Raw genomic sequence first — 21,017 nt, 5'->3', positions numbered from 1 at the left:
CGATGAGCCTACCCAACCCCGCCGAGCTGCTGCCGCAGATGGCCGCCGCCCTGATCGCTCACCTCAACCGTCGACAGATCGCCGAGCCGCGCTTCATCGGCATCCGCACCGGTGGCGTGTGGGTCGCCCGGGCCCTGCTCGAGCAGCTGGGCCGCGACGCGCCCCTGGGCATCCTCGACGTGTCCTTCTACCGCGACGATTTCACCCAGAACGGCCTGCACCCGCAGGTGCAACCGTCGGAGCTGCCCTTCGAGATCGAGGGCCAGCACCTGGTACTGATCGACGACGTGCTGATGAGCGGGCGCACCATCCGCGCGGCCCTCAACGAACTGTTCGACTATGGCCGCCCGGCCAGCGTGACCCTGGTCAGCCTGCTCGACCTGGATGCCCGCGAACTGCCGATCCGTCCCGATGTGGTCGGCGCGACCCTGTCGCTGGCCGCCGATCAGCGGGTAAAATTGTCCGGCCCCGCGCCGTTCACTCTCGAACTCCAGACGCTTTCCAACCAAGGCCGTCCGCAATGACACCGATCGATGCCAAGCGCCCGCTGCAGCTCAACGACCAGGGCCAGCTACGCCACTTCCTGTCCCTCGACGGCCTGCCCCGCGAGCTGCTGACGGAAATCCTCGACACCGCCGACTCCTTCCTCGAGGTCGGCGCCCGGGCGGTGAAGAAAGTCCCGCTGCTGCGCGGCAAGACGGTGTGCAACGTGTTCTTCGAGAACTCCACGCGCACCCGCACCACCTTCGAACTGGCCGCCCAGCGCCTGTCCGCCGACGTGATCAGCCTCAACGTGTCGACCAGCTCGACCAGCAAGGGCGAGACGCTGTTCGACACCCTGCGCAACCTCGAGGCCATGGCCGCCGACATCTTCGTCGTGCGCCATGCCGATTCCGGCGCCGCGCACTTCATCGCCGAACACGTGTGCCCCAACCTGGCGATCATCAACGGCGGCGACGGCCGCCACGCGCACCCGACCCAGGGCATGCTCGACATGCTCACCATCCGCCGCCACAAGGGCGGCTTCGACAACCTCTCGGTGGCCATCGTCGGCGACATCCTGCACTCGCGGGTGGCGCGCTCGAACATGCTCGCGCTGAAGGCCCTCGGTTGCCCGGACATCCGCGTGATCGCCCCCAAGACCCTGCTGCCGGTCGGTATCGAGCAATATGGCGTGACGGTCTACAGCGACATGGCCAGCGGCCTCAAGGACGTCGACGTGGTGATCATGCTGCGCCTGCAGCGCGAGCGCATGCAGGGCGGCCTGCTGCCCAGCGAGGGCGAGTTCTACCGCCTGTTCGGCCTCAGCGAGCAGCGTCTGGCGCTGGCCAAGGCGGATGCCATCGTCATGCACCCCGGGCCGATCAACCGCGGCGTGGAGATCGAATCGGCGGTGGCCGACGGCGCGCGCTCGGTGATCCTCAACCAGGTCACCTACGGCATCGCCATCCGCATGGCCGTGCTGTCCATGACCATGAGCGGCCAGAACGCGCAACGCCAACTCAACGCCGAGGAGCTGAACTGATGCGTACCCGTATCCTCGGTGCCCGGGTCATCGACCCGGCCAGCGGTTTCGATCAAGTAGCGGATATCTACCTGGAAGGCGGCAAGGTCCACGCCATCGGCCAGGCGCCGGCGGAGTTCGTCGCCGACCAGACCCTCGACGCCCGGGGCCTGGTCGCCACGCCCGGCCTGGTCGACCTCAACGTCGCCCTGCGCGAGCCCGGCTACAGCCGCAAAGGCAACATCGCCAGCGAGACCCTGGCCGCCGCCGCCGGCGGCGTCACCAGCCTGTGCTGCCCACCGTTCACCCGCCCGGTGCTCGACACCCCGGCCGTGGCCGAACTGATCCTCGACCGCGCCCGCGAAGCCGGACACACCAAGGTGTTCCCCATCGGCGCCCTGAGCAAGGGCCTCGCCGGCGAGCAGCTCGCCGAACTGGTGGCCCTGCGCGACGCCGGCTGCGTGGCCTTCGGCAACGGCCTGGACAGCTTCCGCAGCAGCCGTACCCTGCGCCGCGCCCTGGAGTACGCGGCGACCTTCGACCTGACGGTGATCTTCCATTCCCAGGATCACGACCTCGCCGAAGGCGGCCTGGCCCACGAAGGCGCCACCGCCAGCTTCCTCGGCCTGCCGGGCATCCCGGAAACCGCGGAGACCGTGGCCCTGGCCCGCGACCTGCTGCTGGTGGAACAGAGCGGAGTCCGCGCCCACTTCAGCCAGCTGACCAGCGCCCGCGGCGTGCAACTGATCGCCGAGGCCCAGGCCCGCGGCCTGCCGGTGAGCGCGGACGTGGCCCTGTATCAGTTGATCCTCACCGACGAAGCGCTGATCGACTTCTCCAGCCTCTACCACGTACAGCCGCCGCTGCGCACCCGCGCCGACCGCGACGGCCTGCGCGAGGCGCTGAAAAGCGGCGTGATCAGCGCCATCGCCAGTCATCACCAGCCCCATGAGCGCGATGCCAAGCTCGCCCCCTTCGGCGAGACCGAGCCGGGCATCAGCGGCGTGCAGTTGCTGCTGCCACTGGCCATGACCCTGGTGCAGGATGGCCTGCTCGACCTGCCGACGCTGCTCGCCCGCCTCAGCAGCGGCCCGGCCCAGGCCCTGCGCCTGCCCGCCGGCAAGCTGCAGGTCGGCGCCCCGGCGGACATCCTGCTGTTCGACCCACAGGCCTCCACCGTGGCCGGCGAACCCTGGTACTCCAAGGGCGGCAACAGCCCCTTCCTCGGCCACTGCCTGCCCGGCCAGGTGCGCTATACCCTGGTCGACGGGCATATCAGCTACCAGCAATAGCAGCTGCAAGCCCGTAGGATGGGTGAAACCCATCAATAGCCAATGGGTTGCACCCGCGCGGCCCGACTCATCCGACGGGATTCAACCATAAGCGCAGAATTGCCGGATTCGCGCAGGAGCCGCGACCCCGCGGCGAATCGTGGCCATACCGCGACTTCTGCAGCATGGCCGCCATCGCATCGCGCCGGGGTCGACGCTCCTACGTGCGTACCCAGCACGCAGGATGGGTGCAACCCATCAATTTGCCGATGGGTTTCACCTGCGCGGCCCGACCCACCCTACGGGATTCGACAATAAGCGCGAAATCGCCGGATTCGCGTAGGAGCCGCGACCTCGCGGCGAATCTTGGCCATGCCGCGTTTTCTGCAGCATGGCCGCCATCGCATCGCGCCGGGGTCGACGCTCCTACGTGCGTACCCAGCACGCAGGATGGGTGAAACCCATCAATTGCCGATGGGTTTCACCTGCGCGGCCCGCCCCATCCTACGGGATTCAACCATAAGCGCAGAATTGCCGGATTCGCGTAGGAGCCGCGACCTCGCGGCGAATCGTGGCCATACCGCGTTTTCTGCAGCATGGCCGCCATCGCATCGCGCCGGGGTCGACGCTCCTACGTGCGTACCCAGCACGTAGGATGGGTGAAACCCATCAATTGCCGATGGGTTTCACCTGCGCGGCCCGCCCCATCCTACGGGATTCGACAATAAGCGCGAAATCGCCGGATTCGCGTAGGAGCCGCGACCCCGCGGCGAAGCGTGGCCATACCGCGACTTCTGCAGCATGGCCACCATCGCATCGCGCCGGGGTCGACGCTCCTACGTGCGCGGGCTCTTGCAGGCCAAGGAGCAAGCCGCTATCTACGGGCCGAACCGCTTTTAACGTGCCGCTTATGGCTCGTGGCTCGACCTAACCCTCCCGCGCATTCTTGATCGACACCTGGGTATTGAGCGTCCAGAAGTCGTAGAGCACGCCGAGCAGAAACAGGCCGCCGGTGAAGAAGTAGAGGATGCCGGTGATCCACTTGCCCTGGTACATCCGGTGCACGCCGAAGATGCCGAGGAAGGTCAGCAGGATCCAGGCGACGTTGTAGTCGGTCTTGCCGGCGGTGAAACGCAGGTCGGCTTCACGGTCCATGGTCGGGATCAGGAACAGGTCGATGATCCAGCCAATGAACAGCAGACCCAGGGTGAAGAACCAGATGGTGCCCGTCACCGGCTTGCCGTAATAGAAGCGGTGGGCACCGAGAAAACCGAAGATCCACAGCAGGTAGCCGATGATCTTGCTGTGGGTATCTGCACGTTGCATCGAAATCACCTCAGGAATGGACTGTCCATTTGATCCGACGCTCGCCGAAGGGTTTCCATCACCTCCGACGGGCGACCTTGAATACGGCGCCGCACTACCGAATACTGTATATAAATACAGTTAACGGGTCGCGCCATGCAACTGATCGACAAGCTCACGGTACTCGCCGATGCCGCCAAGTACGACGTGTCCTGCGCCAGCAGCGGGGCGCCGAAGCGCAGCTCCAGGGGCCAGGCCGGCATCGGCGCTACCGATGGCATGGGCATCTGCCACAGCTTCACCCCCGACGGGCGCTGCGTGGCCCTGCTGAAGATCCTGCTGACCAACTTCTGTCTGTACGACTGCCAGTACTGCGTCAACCGCCGCTCCAGCGACGTGCCGCGGGCGCGCTTCACCCCCGAGGAAGTGGTCAGCCTGACCCTGGACTTCTACCGGCGCAACTGCATCAGCGGCCTGTTCCTCAGTTCGGGCATCATCCGTTCGGCCGACTACACCATGGAACAGCTCAACCGGGTCGCCCGGCTACTGCGCGAGGAGCACGAATTCCGCGGTTATATCCACCTCAAGACCATTCCCGACGCCTCCGCCGAACTGATCGCCGAAGCCGGGCGCTACGCCGACCGCCTCAGCGTCAATATCGAACTGCCCACCGAGAGCAGCCTGATCCACCTGGCGCCGGAGAAGCGCGTGGCGCCGATCAAACAGGCCATGGGCACCATTCGCCGCGGCGTCGAGGAGGCAGACAGCGAAAAGCGCGCGCCGGCGTTCGCCCCGGCCGGGCAGAGCACGCAGATGATCATCGGCGCCGATGCCACCGACGACAGCACCATCCTGCACACCGCCCAGTCGCTGTACGGCGATTTCCGCCTCAAGCGCGTCTATTACTCGGCCTTCAGCCCGATTCCGCAGAGCCCCGCGAGCGTTCCCTTCGCGGCCCCGCCGCTGTTGCGCGAACACCGCCTGTACCAGGCCGACTTCCTCATGCGTGGCTATGGTTTCAAGGCCGCCGAACTGCTCGACGGCCCCGGCAACCTGGCACTGGATATCGACCCGAAGCTGGCCTGGGCACTGAACAATCGCCAGCACTTCCCGGTGGACCTGAATCGCGCCGACGTCAGCCTGATCGCGCGCATCCCCGGTATCGGCGTGCTCAGCGCCCAGCGCCTGGTGGATTTGCGCCGGCAGAAACGCATCCGCTTCGCCGACCTCGGCCGCCTGCGCTGTGCGCTGGAAAAGGCCAAGCCCTTTATCGTCACCCAGGATTACCGCCCGGCCCAGGCCACCCGGGAATCCCTGGTGCTGCGCCAGCAGCTGAGCGAAACGCCCAGGCAGATGGGGCTCTGGTGATGCTCAAGGTCAGCTTCGATGGCAGCTTCGCCGGTTGGCGCGAGGCCGCGCGCGCGCAGTTGCGCCAGGGCATGGCGCCCCACCAGTTGAGCTGGACGGACGCGGCCACGGACACCGGCTTGTTCGACCAACTGGCGGACACGGCGCAGGCACCCGGTACGGCGCAAGCAGTGCGCATCCCCAGGGCCTTGCTCGAACAGCTGGAAAGCGCCGCGCAGTTTCGCTGCGTGAACCGCTGGGCCCTGCTCTACCGCGTTCTCTGGCGGGTGGCCGGCGGCGATCATGCCGCCATGCTGCCGGGCGACGTCGATGGCAGCGAGCTGCATCGACGCCTCAAGGCGGTACGTCGCGAAGCCCACCACCTGCATGCCTTCCTGCGCTTCAAGCCACGGGACCCGGCGGCGGGCGCACCGCAACTGGTGGCCTGGCACGAACCGGCCCACGATATCCTGCACGGCGCCGCCGGGCACTTCGCCGAGCGCCTGGGCCGCCTCACCTGGCTGATCGCCACGCCGGACGACGGGGTCTACTGGGACGGTGCGCAACTGCATCACGCCCGCCCCTGCCCAGCACAGTGGCAGCAGTTGGCACGTGACACGGACGATCAGGGCGAAGCGCTGTGGCTGGCCTACTACGGCAGCACCTTCAACCCGGCACGCCTGAACCGCAGCGTACTGGAAAGCAACCTGCCGGTGCGTTTCTGGCGCAACCTGCCGGAAGGCCCGCTGATCCCACAGCTGATGAGCCAGGCCCGCGCCGGAGCTCAGGCCGACGGCCAGGCCGAGGCGGTGGCGGCGCAAAGCGGCAAGCGTATCCGCGCGCCGAGCGAGAAAGGCTGAGCAGCGCCACGCCGGGCCGGCGTGGCCTGGGGGATCAGCGGAAGCGCCGCCCCGGGTCCTCGTCGCTGACTTCCAGGGCCAGGCCCTGGGACAGGCTGGTCAGGTGATCGCCGTCGGTTTCCGAGCCGAGTTTGATCATCAGGCGCAGGTCGTTCGCCGAATCGGCGTAGAGCAGGGCATCCTCGTAGGTGATCTCGCCCTGGCTGTAGAGGGTATAGAGCGCCTGGTCGAAGGTCTGCATGCCCTGCTCGGTGGAACGCTTCATCAAGCCCTTGAGCTCATGCACCTCGCCCTTGCGGATCAGGTCGGCAGCCAGCGGGGTGTTGATCAGCACCTCGATCACCGCACGCCGGCCCTTGCCGTCCGGCGTCGGGATCAGTTGCTGGGCGACGATGGCCTTGAGGTTGAGCGACAGGTCCATCCACACCTGGTTCTGTCGGTCGGCGGGGAAGAAGTTGATGATCCGGTCCAGCGCCTGGTTGGCGTTGTTGGCGTGCAGGGTGGCCAGGCACAGGTGGCCGGTCTCGGCGAAGGCCACGGCATGGTCCATGGTCTCGCGGGTGCGCACCTCGCCGATCAGGATCACGTCGGGGGCCTGGCGCAGGGTATTCTTCAGCGCCACCTCGAAGGACTCGGTATCGATGCCCACTTCCCGCTGGGTGACGATGCAGCTCTGGTGCTGGTGGATGTACTCGATCGGGTCTTCGATGGAGATGATATGGCCGCTGCTGTTCCTGTTGCGGTAGCCGATCATCGCCGCCAGGGAGGTCGACTTGCCGGCACCAGTGGCACCGACGAACAGCACCAGGCCGCGCTTGGTCATGGCCAGCTTCTTCAGCACCTCGGGCAGCTTGAGCTCGTCCAGGGTGGGGATATTGGTCTCGATGCGGCGCAGCACCATGCCGGCGAGGTTGCGCTGGTAGAAGGCGCTGACGCGGAAACGGCCGATACCACGGGCGCTGATGGCGAAGTTGCACTCGTGGTTCTCGGCGAAGTCGCGGCGCTGCTGCTCGTTCATCACCGAATGCACGGTTTCCCGGGTCATCTCCGGCGACAGGGCGGTCTTGGTCACGGGCATGATCTTGCCGTTGACCTTCATAGATGGCGGCACGCCGGCGGTGATGAACAGATCGGAGCCGCCCTTCTCGACCATCAGGCGCAGCAGTTTCTCAAATTCCATGGGTGACTACCTGCACGCGCTCAGGCGACGCTCGGCCACCGGGGCGCGTGTTTCGCCAGTGGCCCGGATGGCGACCGACCGCGAGGCCGGCCGCAACGGCTCAGAAATTTTCCGGGGTCTTCGATTTTTCCCGCGCACTGTCGCGGCTGACCAGGCCCTTGGCGACCAGGTTCTTCAGGCAGGCATCCAGGGTCTGCATGCCCAGCGCCCCACCGGTCTGGATCGCCGAGTACATCTGCGCCACCTTGTCCTCGCGGATCAGGTTACGGATCGCCGGCGTGCCGATCATGATCTCGTGGGCCGCCACCCGGCCGCCGCCGATCTTCTTCAGCAGGGTCTGGGAAATGACCGCCTGCAGCGATTCGGAGAGCATCGAGCGGACCATGGCCTTCTCTTCGGCGGGGAACACGTCGACCACCCGGTCGATGGTCTTGGCCGCCGAGGTGGTGTGCAGGGTGCCGAACACCAGGTGACCGGTTTCCGCGGCGGTCAGCGCCAGGCGGATGGTTTCCAGGTCACGCATCTCGCCGACCAGGATGATGTCCGGGTCTTCCCGCAGGGCCGAGCGCAGGGCTTCGGAGAAGCCCAGGGTGTCGCGGTGCACTTCGCGCTGGTTGATCAGGCACTTCTTCGACTCGTGAACGAATTCGATGGGGTCCTCGACGGTGAGAATGTGGTGGTACTTGTTGCTGTTGATGTAGTCGAGCATCGCCGCCAGGGTGGTCGACTTGCCCGAGCCGGTGGGCCCGGTGACCAGCACCAGCCCGCGCGGCACATCGGAGACCTTCTTGAAGATCTCGCCCATGCCCAGATCCTCCATGCTCAGGACCTTGGAGGGAATGGTACGGAACACCGCGCCGCTGCCGCGGTTCTGGTTGAAGGCGTTGACCCGGAAGCGCGCCACGCCGGGCACTTCGAACGAGAAGTCGGTCTCGAGGAACTCCTCGAAATCCTTGCGCTGCTTGTCGTTCATGATGTCGTAGATCAGCGCGTGCACCTGCTTGTGATCCAGCGCCGGCAGGTTGATCCGGCGTACATCGCCGTCGACCCGGATCATCGGCGGCAGGCCCGCGGAGAGATGCAGATCCGACGCACCTTGCTTGGCACTGAAAGCCAGCAGCTCAGTGATATCCATGGGACTCCCTAATGACGGTAGAATGCCGCGGAACTCAGGAACCTGAAGGGTCTTGACGCACCACGACGAGGCCGCGGACGCGCGCGCTTCGTGGCAAACCGTCAAGCCCGACACTACCCAGGCGGCAGGCGCAAGTAATGTCCACGATAGCAGAGAATATTGCAAAGGTTGGTGTGCGTATCCGTGAGGCGGCGCAAGCCTCGCAGCGAGATTTCGCCACCATCGGCCTGCTCGCGGTGAGCAAGACCAAGCCCGCCGCCGCCATTCGCCAGGCCCAGGCGGCCGGCCTGCACGACTTTGGCGAGAACTACCTGCAGGAAGCCCTGGATAAACAGGCGCAATTGGCCGACCTGCCCTTGATCTGGCACTTCATCGGCCCCATTCAGTCGAACAAGACCCGTCCCATCGCCGAGCATTTCGCCTGGGTACACTCGGTCGACCGCCTGAAGATCGCCGAACGCCTCAGTGCGCAACGTCCGGCCCGGCTACCGCCGCTGAACGTCTGCCTGCAGGTGAACGTCAGCGGAGAGGCCAGCAAGTCGGGCTGCCAGCCCGAAGAGCTGACAGCGCTGGCACAGGCGGTAACACAACTGCCCAACCTGACCCTGCGTGGATTGATGACTATTCCCGAGCCGACCGACGACCCGAACGCTCAACGTGCCGCCTTCGCCCGCCTGCGCGAACTGCGGGACGGCCTGAACCTCGGCCTGGACACCCTGTCCATGGGCATGAGCCACGACCTGGAGGCAGCCATCGCCGAAGGCGCGACCTGGGTGCGCATCGGCACCGCCCTGTTCGGCGAGCGTGACTACGCCAAGGCCTGACTTCAGCAGATCTCGACTCTCTATATATAGGAAGCTCTCACCATGACCACACCCCGCATCGCCTTCATCGGTGCCGGCAACATGGCCGCCAGCCTGATCGGTGGCCTGCGCGCCCAGGGCATGCCCGCCGAGGCCATCCGTGCCAGCGACCGTGGCGCAGAACAACGGGCGAAGATCGCCGCCGAACAGGGTATCGAGGTCTTCGCCGGCAATGCCGAAGCCTGCCAGGGTGCCGACGTGATCGTGCTGGCGGTCAAGCCGCAGGTGATGAAGGACGTCTGCCTCGACCTCGCCGCCCACCTGCAGGACGGCCAGTTGATCGTCTCCATCGCCGCCGGCATCAGCAGCGCCAGCCTGGAAAACTGGCTCGGCCCGCGTGCCGTGGTGCGCTGCATGCCCAACACGCCGTCGTTGCTGCGCCTGGGCGCCAGTGGCCTGTACGCCAACGCCCGGGTCAGCGCCGCGCAGCGTCAGCAGGCCGAACGGCTGCTCGGCGCCGTGGGCCTGGCCCTGTGGCTGGAAGAGGAGCGCCTGATCGATGCGGTGACCGCCGTGTCCGGTAGCGGCCCGGCCTATTTCTTCCTGCTGATCGAAGCGATGACCGCCAGCGGTGAACGCCTCGGCCTGCCCCGCGAAACCGCCGCCAGGCTCACCCTGCAGACTGCCCTGGGCGCCGCGCGCATGGCCCTGGACAGCGACGTCGATGCGGCCGAGCTGCGCCGCCGCGTGACCTCGCCGGCCGGCACCACCGATGCGGCGATCAAGACATTCCAGGCCGGCGGCTTCGAAGCGCTGGTCGAACAGGCCCTCAAGGCGGCCGACAACCGCTCGGCGGAACTGGCCGAACAACTGGGTCAATAAGGAGACAACGATGATCGGTCTGAACACCGCAGCCGTCTACGTGCTGCAAACCATCGGCAGCCTGTACCTGCTGATCGTGCTGCTGCGTTTCATCCTGCAACTGGTCAGGGCGGACTTCTACAACCCGCTCAGCCAGTTCATCGTGCGCGCCACCCACCCGCTGCTCAAGCCGCTGCGGCGGATCATCCCCAGCGTCGCCGGCCTCGACCTGGCCTCGCTGGTACTGGCGATCATCGTGCAGTTCGTGCTCATGGTCCTGACCCTGATGCTGATGGGCGTCGGCGTCGGCGAGCCGCTGCTGATCCTGGTGTGGTCGCTCATCGGTGTCACCGCGCTGTTGCTCAAGGTGTTCTTCTTCGCCCTGATCATCAGCGTGATCCTGTCCTGGGTCGCCCAGGGCAGCCACAATCCCGCCGCCCTGCTGGTCAACCAGATCTGCGAGCCGCTGCTGATGCCGATCCGGCGTATCCTGCCGAACCTGGGCGGGCTGGATCTGTCGCCGATCGTCGCCTTCCTGATCCTCAACCTGATCGACATGCTGGTGATCCGCAACCTGGCGATCAGCACCGGCATGTTCAGCGGCCTGAGCCTGGCCATCTGAAACGATGAGCTTCCACCGCTGGGACGGCGATGCGCTGATCCTCGACTGCCACCTGCAGCCCAAGGCGAGCAACGATGCCTTCGCCGGGCTGCACGGCGAACGCCTGAAGATCCGCCTGACCGCGCCGCCGGTGGACGGCAAGGCCAATGCCCATCTGCTGGCCTTCCTCGCCGAGGCCTTTGCCGTGGCGAAAAGTCAGGTAACCCTGGAGAGCGGCCAGCAGAGCCGGCAGAAGCGCGTCCGCATCCAGTCGCCGAAACGCTTGCCCGACGGGCTCGGCCTGACCGTTCGCACCTCTTGAGCGACCACCAGACGCCGTCTTGTTCGGGCCTGATTGACTGTGCCGCCAGGCTCTCCATAATGCGCCTTAGTCCGGCATCACCATCGCCACCGATGCCTTCGCCAGGGAAACGCCCGCATGAGCATGGAACGTCTCAGTGAACAGGTGGATGCCTACGTCGCCTGGAAACGCGAACTGGTACGCGAGATCACCCGCTATCGCAGCTGGCTGGCACACAACCGCCTGAGCAGCGAGGCGGTGGAGGCCAAGCTGGAACGCGCCCTGCGCCTGCTGCGCACCGATCACATCACCCTGGCCTTCGTCGGCGAGTTCTCCCGCGGCAAGACCGAACTGATCAACAGCCTGTTCTTCTCCGAATACGGCCAGCGCATGCTGCCGTCCCAGGCCGGGCGCACCACCATGTGCCCGACCGAACTGCTGTTCGACCCACGCTCGGAGCGCTCGTACATCCGCCTGCTGCCCATCGAGACGCGCATCGCCGACGCCAGCGTGGCGCAGTTCAAGCGCATTCCACGCCACTGGGTGAACATCCCGCTGGACACCAGCGATGCGGAAAACATGGTGCAGGCCTTCGCCCAGGTGGCCAAGTGCAAAGCCATGGCGGTGGAGCAGGCGATCCAGCTCGGCTTTCACCCGGACATGCTGGAAAGCGCCGGCACCTCGGGCCAGGTCATGGTGCCGGCCTGGCGCCACGCCATCGTCAACATCGACCACCCGCTGCTGCGCCAGGGCCTGCGCATTCTCGATACGCCCGGGCTCAACGCGCTGGGCAGCGAGCCGGAGCTGACCCTGTCGATGCTGCCGAGCGCCCAGGCGATCATTTTCCTGCTGTCCGCCGATACCGGGGTCAGCGCCAGCGACCTGGATATCTGGCAGCAGCATATTCGCCAGCTCGACGAGGACACCCAGACCAGCCTGTTCGCCGTGCTGAACAAGATCGACGTGCTCTGGGACGACCTCGCCGGCGAGGCCTTCGTCGCCGCCGCCATCGACCGCATGCGCCAGCAGACCGCCCGGCATCTGGGCCTGGACACCGAAGACATCCTGCCGCTGTCGGCCAAGCAGGCCCTGCTGGCCAAGGTACGCAAGGACCGTGCGCTGCTGGCACGCAGCCAGATGAGCAACCTGGAGAACCTGCTGTGCGAGCGTATCGTCGCGCAGAAGGAACAACTGATCGAGGTGCGGGTGGTCAACCAGGTCCTGGCCATGCTGCAGAACAGCCAGCACGTGCTCGGCCTGCGCCTGGCCAAGGTGGTCGAGCAGCAGGCGCAGCTCAGCGAGCACCAGCAGGACAACGGCCAGCTGCTGTTCGAACTGACCGCGCGCACCAAGGAAGACCACAGCCTGCATCACAAGCGCCTGCTCGGTCTGAAGACCAACCAGCGCCTGCTGAAACGCCAGGGCGATCTGCTGCGCACCGCGGCGCGGCCGCAACGCCTCGACGAACACCTCAACCGCCTGCGCCGCGAGCTTACCGGCAGCTGGACGACCCTGGGCATCAACCAGGCCATCCTGCAGTTCTTCTCGGCGGTGGAGGACGACCTGCACAGCCTGTCCCACGATGCGGAAATGGCCAACCGGATGGTCGCCGTCATCTACCGCCGGCACAACGAGGAAAACCCGCTGCACGGCATCGATGCGCCGCGCTTCGAGATCGAACGCTACGTAGGCGAACTCAAGCGGCACCAGACCAAGGCCGACCAGTTCCGCCTCCAGCTCAAGACCCTGCTCACCGAACAGCGCAGCCTGACCCGGCGCTTCTTCGCCACCCTGGTGCAGGAAGTCATCGGCCTGCACCAGCGCCTGCGCCAGGATGCCGAGCAGTGGGCAGGCGACGCCCTGATGCCGCTGATGCAGCACACCCTGGAACACAAGCAACTGCTGGAAAGCCATATGCTGCGACTCAAGGCCCTGGCCCGGGAAACCCAGCAGAGCCGCCAGCGCAGCCAGCAGATGGCGCAGTATGGCGAGGAGTTGAGCCAGCAACTGGCCCAGGCCAACGACATGCTGCGCATCATCCGCCGTCCCGCGCCGATCCAGCGCCAGGGCAAGGTGGTCAACCTGCCCGGCATGGCGCGCGCCCAGGGCAGCGCCGAATAGCGTGGTTGGCTTTGCACAACCAACACCCTATGCTGGTCGCCATGAGCAGGAGGTGGCTATGAGCGGTTTCAATCTGGTTTCCACAGTGGACGACCCCAGCGATATACAACTGTCCTCCCTGATGTCACAGGTACGTCAGGCCGCGCACAAAAGAGTCACGCGCGTGGATAACCGACTCAGCGAAGCATTGACGCTCGCGATCAAGGCCAAGAAGAAAAGCGCGGCCCTGCGCGCTTCCCACGATGCCTGAACGCAAACCCAAGCTGATCGTTTTCGCGGGCCCCAACGGCTCAGGCAAGACATCGATCACGGAAACACTGCGCGAACACAGCTGGCTGTCCAATTGCACCTTCATCAATCCCGATGAAATCGCCCAGGACGAGTTCGGCGGCTGGAATTCGGAGGCCGCCTTCAGGCAAGCCGCCGACAAGTCCGATGCACTGCGCGAGCTCTGCCTGAGCGAAGGACGCAGTCTCGCATTCGAGACAGTGTTATCGACCGAGAACAAAGTCGAGTTCATCCGCAAGGCTATCGCTGCGGGATTCTTCGTCAGGGTCTTCTTCGTCAGCACCTCGCATCCCGCCATCAATGCCTACCGGATCACCTACCGCTACATGGACGGCGGCCATGAGGTGCCGATCAGCAAGATCGTCTCACGCTACACCAAGTCCATCGCCAACTGCGTCGAGTTGGCAACGCTGGTAGACCGACTCTATGTCTACGACAACTCGGTGAACGATCAGGCTCCACGCCTGCTTTTCCGAACCCGAGAAGGCCTGATCAGTAAAACCTATGCCCAGGACGACGATATCCCCGAATGGGCCCTGCAGATAAAACAGTCCATCGCTGACTGACGAGCAGTTTCCTTGCCGCTGACGGCAGCGCTCTTTAGACTGCTGCACTTTCCTTTCCATTGTTCCTTCATTATCCGAGCAGGGTCGATGTCGACTGCCTTTACTCAAGACTCTGTTGGCCTGGTCACCCCTCAGATCGCGCAATTCGCCGAGCCCCTGGCGCTGGCCTGCGGGCGTAGCCTGGCCGACTATCAACTGATCTACGAAACCTATGGCGAGCTGAACGCCGCGCGCAGCAATGCGGTGCTGATCTGCCATGCGCTGTCCGGCCACCATCATGCCGCCGGCTACCACAGCCCCGACGAGCGCAAGCCGGGCTGGTGGGACAGCTGCATCGGCCCCGGCAAGCCGCTGGACACCAACCGTTTCTTCGTCGTCAGCCTCAACAACCTGGGCGGCTGCAACGGCTCCACCGGCCCCGGCAGCCTCAACCCGGCCACGGGCAGGCCCTACGGGGCCGACTTCCCGGTGATGACCGTGGAAGACTGGGTACACAGCCAGGCGCGCCTGGCCGATCTGCTCGGTATCGGGCAATGGGCCGCGGTGGTGGGCGGCAGCCTCGGCGGCATGCAGGCCATGCAGTGGACCATCAGTTACCCGCAGCGGGTGCGGCACTGCCTGGCCATCGCCTCGGCGCCCAAGCTGTCGGCGCAGAACATCGCCTTCAACGAGGTGGCCCGGCAGGCCATTCTCACCGACCCGGAGTTCCACGGCGGGCACTTCCAGGAGCAGGGCGTGATCCCCAAACGCGGGCTGATGCTGGCGCGCATGGTCGGCCACATCACCTACCTGTCCGATGACGCCATGGGCGAGAAATTCGGCCGCGGCCTGAAGAGCGAGAAACTCAACTACGACTTCCACAGCGTCGAGTTCCAGGTCGAGAGCTACCTGCGCTACCAGGGCGAGGAATTCTCCGGGCGCTTCGACGCCAACACCTACCTGCTGATGACCAAGGCGCTCGACTATTTCGACCCGGCGGCCGAGCACAACGGCGACCTGGCCAAGACCCTGAGCCAGGTGAAGGCGGACTTCTGCGTGATGTCCTTCACCACCGACTGGCGCTTCTCACCGGCCCGCTCGCGGGAAATCGTCGACGCCCTGACGGCGGCGCGCAAGAACGTCTGCTACCTGGAGATCGATGCGCCGCAGGGCCACGACGCCTTCCTCATGCCGATCCCGCGCTACCTGCACGCGTTCGGCAGCTACATGAAACGGATCGAGGTGTAAGCATGCGCGCGGATCTAGACATCATCCAGGAATGGATTCCCGCCGGCAGCCGCGTACTCGACCTCGGTTGCGGCGACGGCGAGCTGCTGGCCTGGCTCGGCGCCCACAAGCAGGTCAGCGGCTACGGCCTGGAAATCGACCCGGACAAGATCGCCCAGTGCATCGAGAAAGGCGTCAACGTCATCGAGCAGAACCTGGACAAGGGCCTGGGCAATTTCGCCAGCGACAGCTTCGACGTGGTGGTCATGACCCAGTCCCTGCAGGCCCTGCACTTCCCCGACAAGGTCATGGCGGAAATGCTGCGCGTCGGCAAGACCTGCATCATCACCTTTCCCAACTTCGGCCACTGGCGCTGCCGCTGGTACCTGGCCAGCAAGGGCCGCATGCCGGTGTCGGACTTTCTGCCCTACACCTGGTACAACACGCCGAACATCCACTTCTGCACCTTCGAGGACTTCGAGCGCCTGTGCCACCAGCAGAGCGCCCGCGTGCTCGAGCGCCTGGCCGTCGACCGTGACCACCGGCATGGTTGGGCCAGCCGCACATGGCCTAACCTGTTGGGGGAGATCGGCATCTACCGCATCAGCGGGCATAACGCCCGGGATGTGCGGATCGCCACCTGACACCGAGGGAGCCCCCCATGCGCCATTTCATTCTGCTGTTGCTGGCCCTGTGCCTGAGCCTGCCGACCCTTGCCGAGCGCAAGCAGCGCCTGGGCGAGCTGGAGGTGCATTACAGCGCCTTCAACTCCAGCTACCTGCAGCCGGAGATCGCCACCGCCAGCGGCCTGGTGCGCAGCAAGAGCCAGGGCGTGATCAACGTGACCGTGCTCGCGGCCGGCAAGCCGAGTACGGCGCGGGTCGCCGGCGAGGTGAAGAACCTACTCGGCCATGGCCAGCCACTGCACTTCGTCGAACAGCGTCAGGGCGAGTTCGTTTCCTACCTGGCGCAGTTTCCCGTGACCTCGCGCGAAGTGCTGCTGTTCAACCTGCAGGTGAACGGTCAGCGCCTCGACTTCAACCAGGAATTCTTCCCGGAGCCATGATGCTTTTCCCAGAACTCGTTCTCGCCAGCCACAACGCCGGCAAACTCAAGGAGCTCCAGGCCATGCTCGGCGCCAGCGTGCGCCTGCGCTCGGTCGGTGAATTCAGCCAGGTCGAGCCGGAAGAAACCGGCCTGTCGTTCGTCGAGAACGCCATCCTCAAGGCGCGCAACGCCGCGCGCCTGTCCGGCCTGCCGGCGCTGGCCGACGATTCCGGGCTGGCGGTCGATGCCCTAGGCGGCGCGCCGGGCATCTACTCCGCCCGCTACGCCGACGGCCAGGGCGATGCCGCCAACAACGCCAAGCTGCTGGCCGCCCTCAAGGACGTGCCGGACGCCAAGCGCGGCGCCCAGTTCGTCTGCTGCCTGGCCCTGGTGCGGCACGCCGACGATCCGCTGCCGATCATCTGCGAAGGCCTGTGGCATGGGCGTATCCTGCATGAGGCCCGCGGCGAGCAGGGCTTCGGCTACGACCCGCTGTTCTGGGTCGAGGAGCGCCAGTGCTCCAGCGCCGAACTGGCGCCAGCGGACAAGAACAGCCTCAGCCACCGTGCCATCGCGATGGCCCTGCTCAAGCAGCGGTTGGGACTATGAAAGCCGCTGGAGGCTGGACGCTGGACGCTGGACGAACAAGCAACTCCCTCGTCCAGCCTTCAGCCTCCAGCGAAAACCCGACAGCCTTGTTCGCGCTGCCGCCGTTATCGCTGTACGTGCATATCCCCTGGTGCGTGCGCAAATGCCCGTACTGCGACTTCAACTCCCACGCCGCCGGCCCGACGCTGCCGGAAGAGGCCTATGTCGACGCGCTGCTGGCCGACCTCGATAGCGATCTGCAGCAGGCCCATGGCCGACCGCTGACCTCGATCTTCTTCGGCGGCGGTACGCCGAGCCTGTTTTCCGCCAAGGCCCTCGGCCGCCTGCTCGAAGGCGTGGAACGGCGCATCCCGTTCGCCAGCGATATCGAGATCACCCTGGAAGCCAATCCGGGCACCTTCGAGCAGGACAAGTTCGCCGCCTACCGGCGCCTGGGCATCAATCGCCTGTCGATCGGCGTACAGAGCTTCCAGGCCGCCAAGCTCAAGGCCCTCGGCCGTATCCATGATGGCGATGAAGCGATCCGCGCCGCCGACATGGCCCGCGCCGCCGGCTTCGATAACTTCAACCTGGATCTGATGCACGGCCTGCCGGATCAGTCCCTGGAGGACGCCCTCGGCGACCTGCGCACCGCCATCGCCCAGGCGCCCACCCACCTGTCCTGGTACCAGCTGACCCTGGAACCGAACACGGTGTTCTGGAACCAGCCGCCGGTGCTGCCGGAAGACGACATCCTCTGGGACATCCAGGAGGCCGGCCAGGCCCTGCTCGCCGAGCACGGCTACGGCCAGTACGAGGTCTCGGCCTACGCCCAGCCGGGACGTGCCGCGCGGCACAACCTCAACTACTGGACCTTCGGCGATTTCCTCGGCATCGGCGCCGGCGCCCATGGCAAGCTGAGCACGCCCGAGGGCATCATCAGCCGTACCTGGAAAACCCGCCTGCCCAAGGACTACCTGGACCCGGCCAAGCGCTTCAGCGCCGGCGAACGCCGGCTGGGCGTGGAGGAGCTGCCCTTCGAGTTCCTGATGAACGTGCTGCGCCTGAGCGAAGGTTGCGCCGCCGAACTGTTCACCCGCCGCACCGGGCTGCCCCTGGAACGGCTCGCCGCGGCGCGGGACAAGGCGCAACGTCGCGGCCTGCTGCAGGAAGACCCGGCCCGCCTGACGGCGACCCGCGAGGGCCAGCTGTTTCTCAACGACCTGCTGCAGTACTTCCTGCCGTAAAAAAAGCTGCAAGCTGCAAGCTGCAAGCTGCAAGCTGCAAGCTGCAAGCTGCAAGCTGCAAGCAAGACGGTATCCACCCTGACTGGCGCCCCAAAGGATAAACAGGGCCGCGGGTGCAAACGGCCGACAGGCACGCGTCTCACCGCGTCCAACGCCTTGCTAGCGCCTTCTTTGCAAACCACAGGCCCGGCTCGATCCGTTAGGCTATGGCGCCTGCATCGGCGCGGATCATGACCCGCGGTATCATCCGGGTCTGGTGCTCGACGAGACGCTGCACCGCCTGCTCGAGCGGCCGCGCGGCCCTCGACGCAGACCGAACCACGCAATCGCCTCGAGCAGGATTGCTTTGTCCACCCTTCAAGGAGCCTCCATGGATTTGCTGCTGGATCTGATCGCCACCGTTTCGCGCTGGACGCGCGGCCACCTGTACGATATTTCCCTGGCGCTCATGGCCACGCTGTTCGTGCTGTTCGGCCCAGGCATCAATGCCTGGGTACAACGCCTGATCGGCAACCTCAACTTCGTTCTGCGCACGCTGATCTTCGTCATGGTCTGCGCCCTCGGCTACGGCCTGGCGATCGTCTTCATCACCCCATGGCTGGCCCAGGGCCTGGGCCACTTCAACAACTACACCCTGGCGCCGGTGCTGTTGCTGGTGTTCTTCCTGATCGGCGTGCTGGCCGACCGCAACTAGCCGATGGCTACGCCGGGGCGCAGCCTGCAGGTGTTTTGAGCAGGCGCGGTCTGTACGGGAAAAAACACCGGCAACTGTGGCGTGTCAGCGCCTGTCATCCGCGCTAGCCTGCGCGTCCGCATACCACCGCCCGAGGCCGCGCCCATGTCACCCAAGGATATTCTGCTGGCTGGCATCGTCATTCTCGCCTGGGGTGTGAACTTCGTGGTGATCAAGGTCGGTCTCGAGGGCGTGCCGCCCATGCTGCTCGGCGCCCTGCGCTTCATGCTCGCCGCTTTCCCCGCCATCCTCTTCGTACGCCGCCCGGACATGCCCTGGCGCTGGCTGCTGGCCTACGGCCTGACCATTTCCCTGGGCCAGTTCGCTTTCCTCTTCTCGGCCATGTACGTCGGCATGCCCGCCGGCCTGGCATCGCTGGTGCTGCAGGCCCAGGCCTTCTTCACCCTGGGTTTCGCCGCGCTGTTCATCGGCGAGACGGTGCGCCGCAGCAGCCTGATCGGCCTGCTGGTCGCCGCTGCCGGCCTGCTGCTGATCGGTAGCGAAAGCGGACGCAGCTTCACCCTGGCCGGCTTCGCCCTGACCCTCTGCGCAGCGGCGATGTGGGGCCTGGGCAATATCGTCACCAAGCGCATCGGCCAGGTGAATCTGGTCAGCCTGGTGGTCTGGGGCAGCCTGATTCCACCCTTGCCGTTCCTCGCGCTGTCGCTGGCCATCGAAGGCCCCGCACAGATCGAGACCGCCCTGCGCCACCTGTCGCTGAACTCGGTGCTGGCCATCGCCTACCTGGCGTTCATCGCCACGCTGCTGGGCTACGGGCTGTGGAGTCGCCTACTGTCGCGCTACCCGGCCAGCCAGGTGGCGCCGTTCTCGCTGCTGGTGCCGGTGGTCGGCCTCAGCTCGGCCTGGCTGTTGCTGGGCGAGGGCTTGAGTGCGCTGCAGTGGCTCGGCGCTGCAGTGGTGATGCTCGGCCTGCTGATCAACGTGTTCGGCGCCCGACTGCTGTTGCAACTGCGCCGCGCCACGGCCTGAGCGCTGCCAGGGCGACTGTATAAGCCCCGCCTCGGGGCCATGAGGGCGGCCATCTCACGGTATGTTCGTGGCGACAGGATCACCCGCGTAGGAGCGTCGCCCCCGGCGCGATGCGATGGCGGGCCCTCCCGCAAAATCCGTGGTGCGCCTACCAATCGCCGCGGGGTCGCGACTCTCATCAGGCATCAGGTAACCCATTGATTTATAGGCGTGTGAAAATTGCAGAAAGGGCGATCCACGTAGGATGGGTCGGGCCGCGCAGGTGGCAACCCATCAGCAATTGATGGATTGCCGGCCTGAGTTAGCGCTGAACGCGTGGACAGAGGCGGAAACGCCTTGCGCTCAGTCGATACGTTCGAACTTGAGATCCCAGACCCCATGCCCCAACCGCTCGCCGCGGCGCTCGAACTTGGTCACCGGGCGCTCGGCCGGGCGCGCCACGCAGCGGCCATCGGCGGCCTGGTTGCGGTAACCGGGCGCCACGTTCATCACTTCCAGCATGTACTCGGCATAGGGCTCCCAGTCGGTGGCCATGTGCAGCACGCCGCCGACCTTGAGCTTCTGCCGCACCAGTTCGGCGAACGCCGGCTGGACGATGCGGCGCTTGTGGTGACGCGCCTTGTGCCAGGGATCGGGGAAGAACAGCAGCACCCGGTCGAGGCTGGCGTCGGCCACGCACTGGCGCAGCACTTCCAGGGCGTCGCAGCTGTACACCCGCACGTTGCCCAGGTGCTGCGTCATCAGCCCGTTGAGCAGGGCGCCGACACCCGGCTTGTGCACTTCCACGCCGATGAAGTCCTGTTCCGGCGCCGCGGCCGCCATCTCCAGGGTGGAATGGCCCATGCCGAAGCCGATCTCGAAGGTACGCGGCGCCCGCCGCCCGAACACCGCATCGAAGTCGCGCAGGCCATCGGCCAGCTCCAGGCCGAACCTCGGCCAACCCTGCTCGAGGCCGCGCTGCTGGCCTTCCGTCATGCGCCCGGCACGCATCACGAAGCTCTTGATGGTGCGCAGATGCCGAGGGGATTCATCGGCGGGGGATTGTTCGATATCGCTCATGGGG

General features: G+C 65.8%; 23 protein-coding genes. 19 read left to right on the top strand and 4 right to left on the bottom strand.

From position 1 onward, the window contains the following. Window positions 1-2 precede the first annotated feature (2 nt). The 3 genes from pyrR to DNK34_RS18135 are packed head-to-tail and all read left to right on the top strand — an operon-like array spanning window position 3 to window position 2,796. A complete protein-coding gene (pyrR, locus tag DNK34_RS18145; protein ID WP_131176386.1) occupies window positions 3-524 on the top strand; it encodes a bifunctional pyr operon transcriptional regulator/uracil phosphoribosyltransferase PyrR in 522 nt (173 codons plus the stop codon). Then, entirely contained in the window at window positions 521-1,525 is a 1,005-nt protein-coding gene (locus DNK34_RS18140; RefSeq protein ID WP_131176387.1) for an aspartate carbamoyltransferase catalytic subunit, read from the top strand. Before pyrR ends, DNK34_RS18140 begins: the two co-directional genes overlap by 4 nt. Then, on the top strand, window positions 1,525-2,796 hold the full coding sequence (locus DNK34_RS18135; RefSeq protein ID WP_131176388.1) for a dihydroorotase: 1,272 nt from the start codon (window positions 1,525-1,527) through the stop codon (window positions 2,794-2,796). The genes DNK34_RS18140 and DNK34_RS18135 overlap by 1 nt, the downstream gene beginning before the upstream one ends. A 906-nt stretch (window positions 2,797-3,702) precedes the next feature. Here the strand turns inward: DNK34_RS18135 and DNK34_RS18130 are convergent. Continuing rightward, complete coding sequence (locus DNK34_RS18130; RefSeq protein WP_165497324.1) at window positions 3,703-4,101, bottom strand: NINE protein; 399 nt, start codon at window positions 4,099-4,101, stop codon at window positions 3,703-3,705. A gap of 135 nt (window positions 4,102-4,236) precedes the next feature. On the opposite strand from DNK34_RS18130, the gene DNK34_RS18125 reads away from it, so the two are divergent. Beyond that, entirely contained in the window at window positions 4,237-5,448 is a 1,212-nt protein-coding gene (locus DNK34_RS18125) for a putative DNA modification/repair radical SAM protein (protein ID WP_131176389.1), read from the top strand. Further along, entirely contained in the window at window positions 5,448-6,287 is an 840-nt protein-coding gene (locus DNK34_RS18120) for a TIGR03915 family putative DNA repair protein (RefSeq protein ID WP_131176390.1), read from the top strand. Before DNK34_RS18125 ends, DNK34_RS18120 begins: the two co-directional genes overlap by 1 nt. A 34-nt stretch (window positions 6,288-6,321) precedes the next feature. Here DNK34_RS18120 and DNK34_RS18115 read toward each other — a convergent pair whose 3' ends face one another. Together DNK34_RS18115 and DNK34_RS18110 are read right to left on the bottom strand one after the other, a co-directional pair. Next, window positions 6,322-7,467 (bottom strand): PilT/PilU family type 4a pilus ATPase, encoded by a 1,146-nt coding sequence (locus DNK34_RS18115; RefSeq protein WP_131176391.1) that lies wholly within the window; start codon window positions 7,465-7,467, stop codon window positions 6,322-6,324. 100 nt (window positions 7,468-7,567) lie between these two features. Continuing rightward, entirely contained in the window at window positions 7,568-8,602 is a 1,035-nt protein-coding gene (locus DNK34_RS18110; protein ID WP_131176392.1) for a type IV pilus twitching motility protein PilT, read from the bottom strand. Between the two features lie 137 nt (window positions 8,603-8,739). Between DNK34_RS18110 and DNK34_RS18105 the strand changes: the two genes are divergently transcribed. The 14 genes from DNK34_RS18105 (at window position 8,740) to DNK34_RS18040 (ending at window position 19,954) form a co-directional block, all read left to right on the top strand. Next, window positions 8,740-9,426 (top strand): YggS family pyridoxal phosphate-dependent enzyme, encoded by a 687-nt coding sequence (locus tag DNK34_RS18105; RefSeq protein WP_131176393.1) that lies wholly within the window; start codon window positions 8,740-8,742, stop codon window positions 9,424-9,426. A 42-nt stretch (window positions 9,427-9,468) separates the two neighbouring features. After that, window positions 9,469-10,287: a pyrroline-5-carboxylate reductase gene (gene proC, locus DNK34_RS18100; RefSeq protein ID WP_131176394.1), complete on the top strand. Its 819-nt coding sequence runs from the start codon at window positions 9,469-9,471 to the stop codon at window positions 10,285-10,287. A 10-nt stretch (window positions 10,288-10,297) separates the two neighbouring features. Next, entirely contained in the window at window positions 10,298-10,888 is a 591-nt protein-coding gene (locus tag DNK34_RS18095; protein ID WP_131176395.1) for a YggT family protein, read from the top strand. A 4-nt stretch (window positions 10,889-10,892) separates the two neighbouring features. Then, window positions 10,893-11,189, top strand: a complete 297-nt coding sequence (locus DNK34_RS18090) for a DUF167 domain-containing protein (RefSeq protein ID WP_131176396.1) — start codon at window positions 10,893-10,895, stop codon at window positions 11,187-11,189. 117 nt (window positions 11,190-11,306) lie between these two features. Next, on the top strand, window positions 11,307-13,289 hold the full coding sequence (locus DNK34_RS18085; RefSeq protein WP_131176397.1) for a dynamin-like GTPase family protein: 1,983 nt from the start codon (window positions 11,307-11,309) through the stop codon (window positions 13,287-13,289). A 58-nt stretch (window positions 13,290-13,347) separates the two neighbouring features. Then, complete coding sequence (locus DNK34_RS18080) at window positions 13,348-13,539, top strand: hypothetical protein (RefSeq protein ID WP_131176398.1); 192 nt, start codon at window positions 13,348-13,350, stop codon at window positions 13,537-13,539. Further along, window positions 13,532-14,143, top strand: coding sequence for an ATPase (locus DNK34_RS18075; protein ID WP_131176399.1), 612 nt, complete (start codon window positions 13,532-13,534; stop codon window positions 14,141-14,143). Before DNK34_RS18080 ends, DNK34_RS18075 begins: the two co-directional genes overlap by 8 nt. 87 nt (window positions 14,144-14,230) lie before the next feature. After that, a complete protein-coding gene (metX, locus tag DNK34_RS18070; RefSeq protein ID WP_131176400.1) occupies window positions 14,231-15,370 on the top strand; it encodes a homoserine O-succinyltransferase MetX in 1,140 nt (379 codons plus the stop codon). A gap of 2 nt (window positions 15,371-15,372) precedes the next feature. After that, entirely contained in the window at window positions 15,373-15,993 is a 621-nt protein-coding gene (metW, locus tag DNK34_RS18065; RefSeq protein WP_131176401.1) for a methionine biosynthesis protein MetW, read from the top strand. A gap of 17 nt (window positions 15,994-16,010) precedes the next feature. Next, window positions 16,011-16,415, top strand: a complete 405-nt coding sequence (locus tag DNK34_RS18060) for a DUF4426 domain-containing protein (protein WP_131176402.1) — start codon at window positions 16,011-16,013, stop codon at window positions 16,413-16,415. Further along, window positions 16,412-17,005, top strand: coding sequence for an RdgB/HAM1 family non-canonical purine NTP pyrophosphatase (gene rdgB / locus DNK34_RS18055; RefSeq protein ID WP_131176403.1), 594 nt, complete (start codon window positions 16,412-16,414; stop codon window positions 17,003-17,005). The genes DNK34_RS18060 and rdgB overlap by 4 nt, the downstream gene beginning before the upstream one ends. Next, complete coding sequence (gene hemW / locus DNK34_RS18050; RefSeq protein ID WP_131176404.1) at window positions 17,002-18,231, top strand: radical SAM family heme chaperone HemW; 1,230 nt, start codon at window positions 17,002-17,004, stop codon at window positions 18,229-18,231. Before rdgB ends, hemW begins: the two co-directional genes overlap by 4 nt. A 370-nt stretch (window positions 18,232-18,601) precedes the next feature. Further along, on the top strand, window positions 18,602-18,925 hold the full coding sequence (locus tag DNK34_RS18045; RefSeq protein WP_131176405.1) for a DUF3392 domain-containing protein: 324 nt from the start codon (window positions 18,602-18,604) through the stop codon (window positions 18,923-18,925). Between the two features lie 144 nt (window positions 18,926-19,069). Beyond that, window positions 19,070-19,954: an EamA family transporter gene (locus DNK34_RS18040; RefSeq protein ID WP_131176406.1), complete on the top strand. Its 885-nt coding sequence runs from the start codon at window positions 19,070-19,072 to the stop codon at window positions 19,952-19,954. A 342-nt stretch (window positions 19,955-20,296) separates the two neighbouring features. Here the strand turns inward: DNK34_RS18040 and trmB are convergent, their stop codons facing one another. After that, entirely contained in the window at window positions 20,297-21,013 is a 717-nt protein-coding gene (gene trmB / locus DNK34_RS18035) for a tRNA (guanosine(46)-N7)-methyltransferase TrmB (protein ID WP_131176407.1), read from the bottom strand. Window positions 21,014-21,017: the final 4 nt, after the last annotated feature.

This window comes from Phytopseudomonas dryadis, from assembly GCF_004327355.1.
Lineage (GTDB): Bacteria > Pseudomonadota > Gammaproteobacteria > Pseudomonadales > Pseudomonadaceae > Aquipseudomonas > Aquipseudomonas dryadis.
The sequence above is the reverse complement of the archived record's forward strand: the minus strand, read 5'-3'. Positions and strand labels throughout refer to the sequence as shown.

What these genes read in the sequence shown, in the direction of transcription:
- DNK34_RS18115 (WP_131176391.1), bottom strand. Translation starts at nt 7,467, where the DNA reads ATGGAATTTGAGAAACTGCTGCGCCTGATGGTCGAGAAGGGCGGCTCC.
- DNK34_RS18075 (WP_131176399.1), top strand. Translation starts at nt 13,532, where the DNA reads ATGCCTGAACGCAAACCCAAGCTGATCGTTTTCGCGGGCCCCAACGGC.
- DNK34_RS18095 (WP_131176395.1), top strand. Translation starts at nt 10,298, where the DNA reads ATGATCGGTCTGAACACCGCAGCCGTCTACGTGCTGCAAACCATCGGC.
- DNK34_RS18120 (WP_131176390.1), top strand. Translation starts at nt 5,448, where the DNA reads ATGCTCAAGGTCAGCTTCGATGGCAGCTTCGCCGGTTGGCGCGAGGCC.
- DNK34_RS18085 (WP_131176397.1), top strand. Translation starts at nt 11,307, where the DNA reads ATGAGCATGGAACGTCTCAGTGAACAGGTGGATGCCTACGTCGCCTGG.
- DNK34_RS18040 (WP_131176406.1), top strand. Translation starts at nt 19,070, where the DNA reads ATGTCACCCAAGGATATTCTGCTGGCTGGCATCGTCATTCTCGCCTGG.
- trmB (WP_131176407.1), bottom strand. Translation starts at nt 21,013, where the DNA reads ATGAGCGATATCGAACAATCCCCCGCCGATGAATCCCCTCGGCATCTG.
- DNK34_RS18110 (WP_131176392.1), bottom strand. Translation starts at nt 8,602, where the DNA reads ATGGATATCACTGAGCTGCTGGCTTTCAGTGCCAAGCAAGGTGCGTCG.
- proC (WP_131176394.1), top strand. Translation starts at nt 9,469, where the DNA reads ATGACCACACCCCGCATCGCCTTCATCGGTGCCGGCAACATGGCCGCC.
- DNK34_RS18135 (WP_131176388.1), top strand. Translation starts at nt 1,525, where the DNA reads ATGCGTACCCGTATCCTCGGTGCCCGGGTCATCGACCCGGCCAGCGGT.
- pyrR (WP_131176386.1), top strand. Translation starts at nt 3, where the DNA reads ATGAGCCTACCCAACCCCGCCGAGCTGCTGCCGCAGATGGCCGCCGCC.
- DNK34_RS18130 (WP_165497324.1), bottom strand. Translation starts at nt 4,101, where the DNA reads ATGCAACGTGCAGATACCCACAGCAAGATCATCGGCTACCTGCTGTGG.
- DNK34_RS18105 (WP_131176393.1), top strand. Translation starts at nt 8,740, where the DNA reads ATGTCCACGATAGCAGAGAATATTGCAAAGGTTGGTGTGCGTATCCGT.
- DNK34_RS18080 (WP_131176398.1), top strand. Translation starts at nt 13,348, where the DNA reads ATGAGCGGTTTCAATCTGGTTTCCACAGTGGACGACCCCAGCGATATA.
- metW (WP_131176401.1), top strand. Translation starts at nt 15,373, where the DNA reads ATGCGCGCGGATCTAGACATCATCCAGGAATGGATTCCCGCCGGCAGC.
- rdgB (WP_131176403.1), top strand. Translation starts at nt 16,412, where the DNA reads ATGATGCTTTTCCCAGAACTCGTTCTCGCCAGCCACAACGCCGGCAAA.
- DNK34_RS18125 (WP_131176389.1), top strand. Translation starts at nt 4,237, where the DNA reads ATGCAACTGATCGACAAGCTCACGGTACTCGCCGATGCCGCCAAGTAC.
- hemW (WP_131176404.1), top strand. Translation starts at nt 17,002, where the DNA reads ATGAAAGCCGCTGGAGGCTGGACGCTGGACGCTGGACGAACAAGCAAC.
- DNK34_RS18140 (WP_131176387.1), top strand. Translation starts at nt 521, where the DNA reads ATGACACCGATCGATGCCAAGCGCCCGCTGCAGCTCAACGACCAGGGC.
- DNK34_RS18090 (WP_131176396.1), top strand. Translation starts at nt 10,893, where the DNA reads ATGAGCTTCCACCGCTGGGACGGCGATGCGCTGATCCTCGACTGCCAC.
- DNK34_RS18060 (WP_131176402.1), top strand. Translation starts at nt 16,011, where the DNA reads ATGCGCCATTTCATTCTGCTGTTGCTGGCCCTGTGCCTGAGCCTGCCG.
- metX (WP_131176400.1), top strand. Translation starts at nt 14,231, where the DNA reads ATGTCGACTGCCTTTACTCAAGACTCTGTTGGCCTGGTCACCCCTCAG.
- DNK34_RS18045 (WP_131176405.1), top strand. Translation starts at nt 18,602, where the DNA reads ATGGATTTGCTGCTGGATCTGATCGCCACCGTTTCGCGCTGGACGCGC.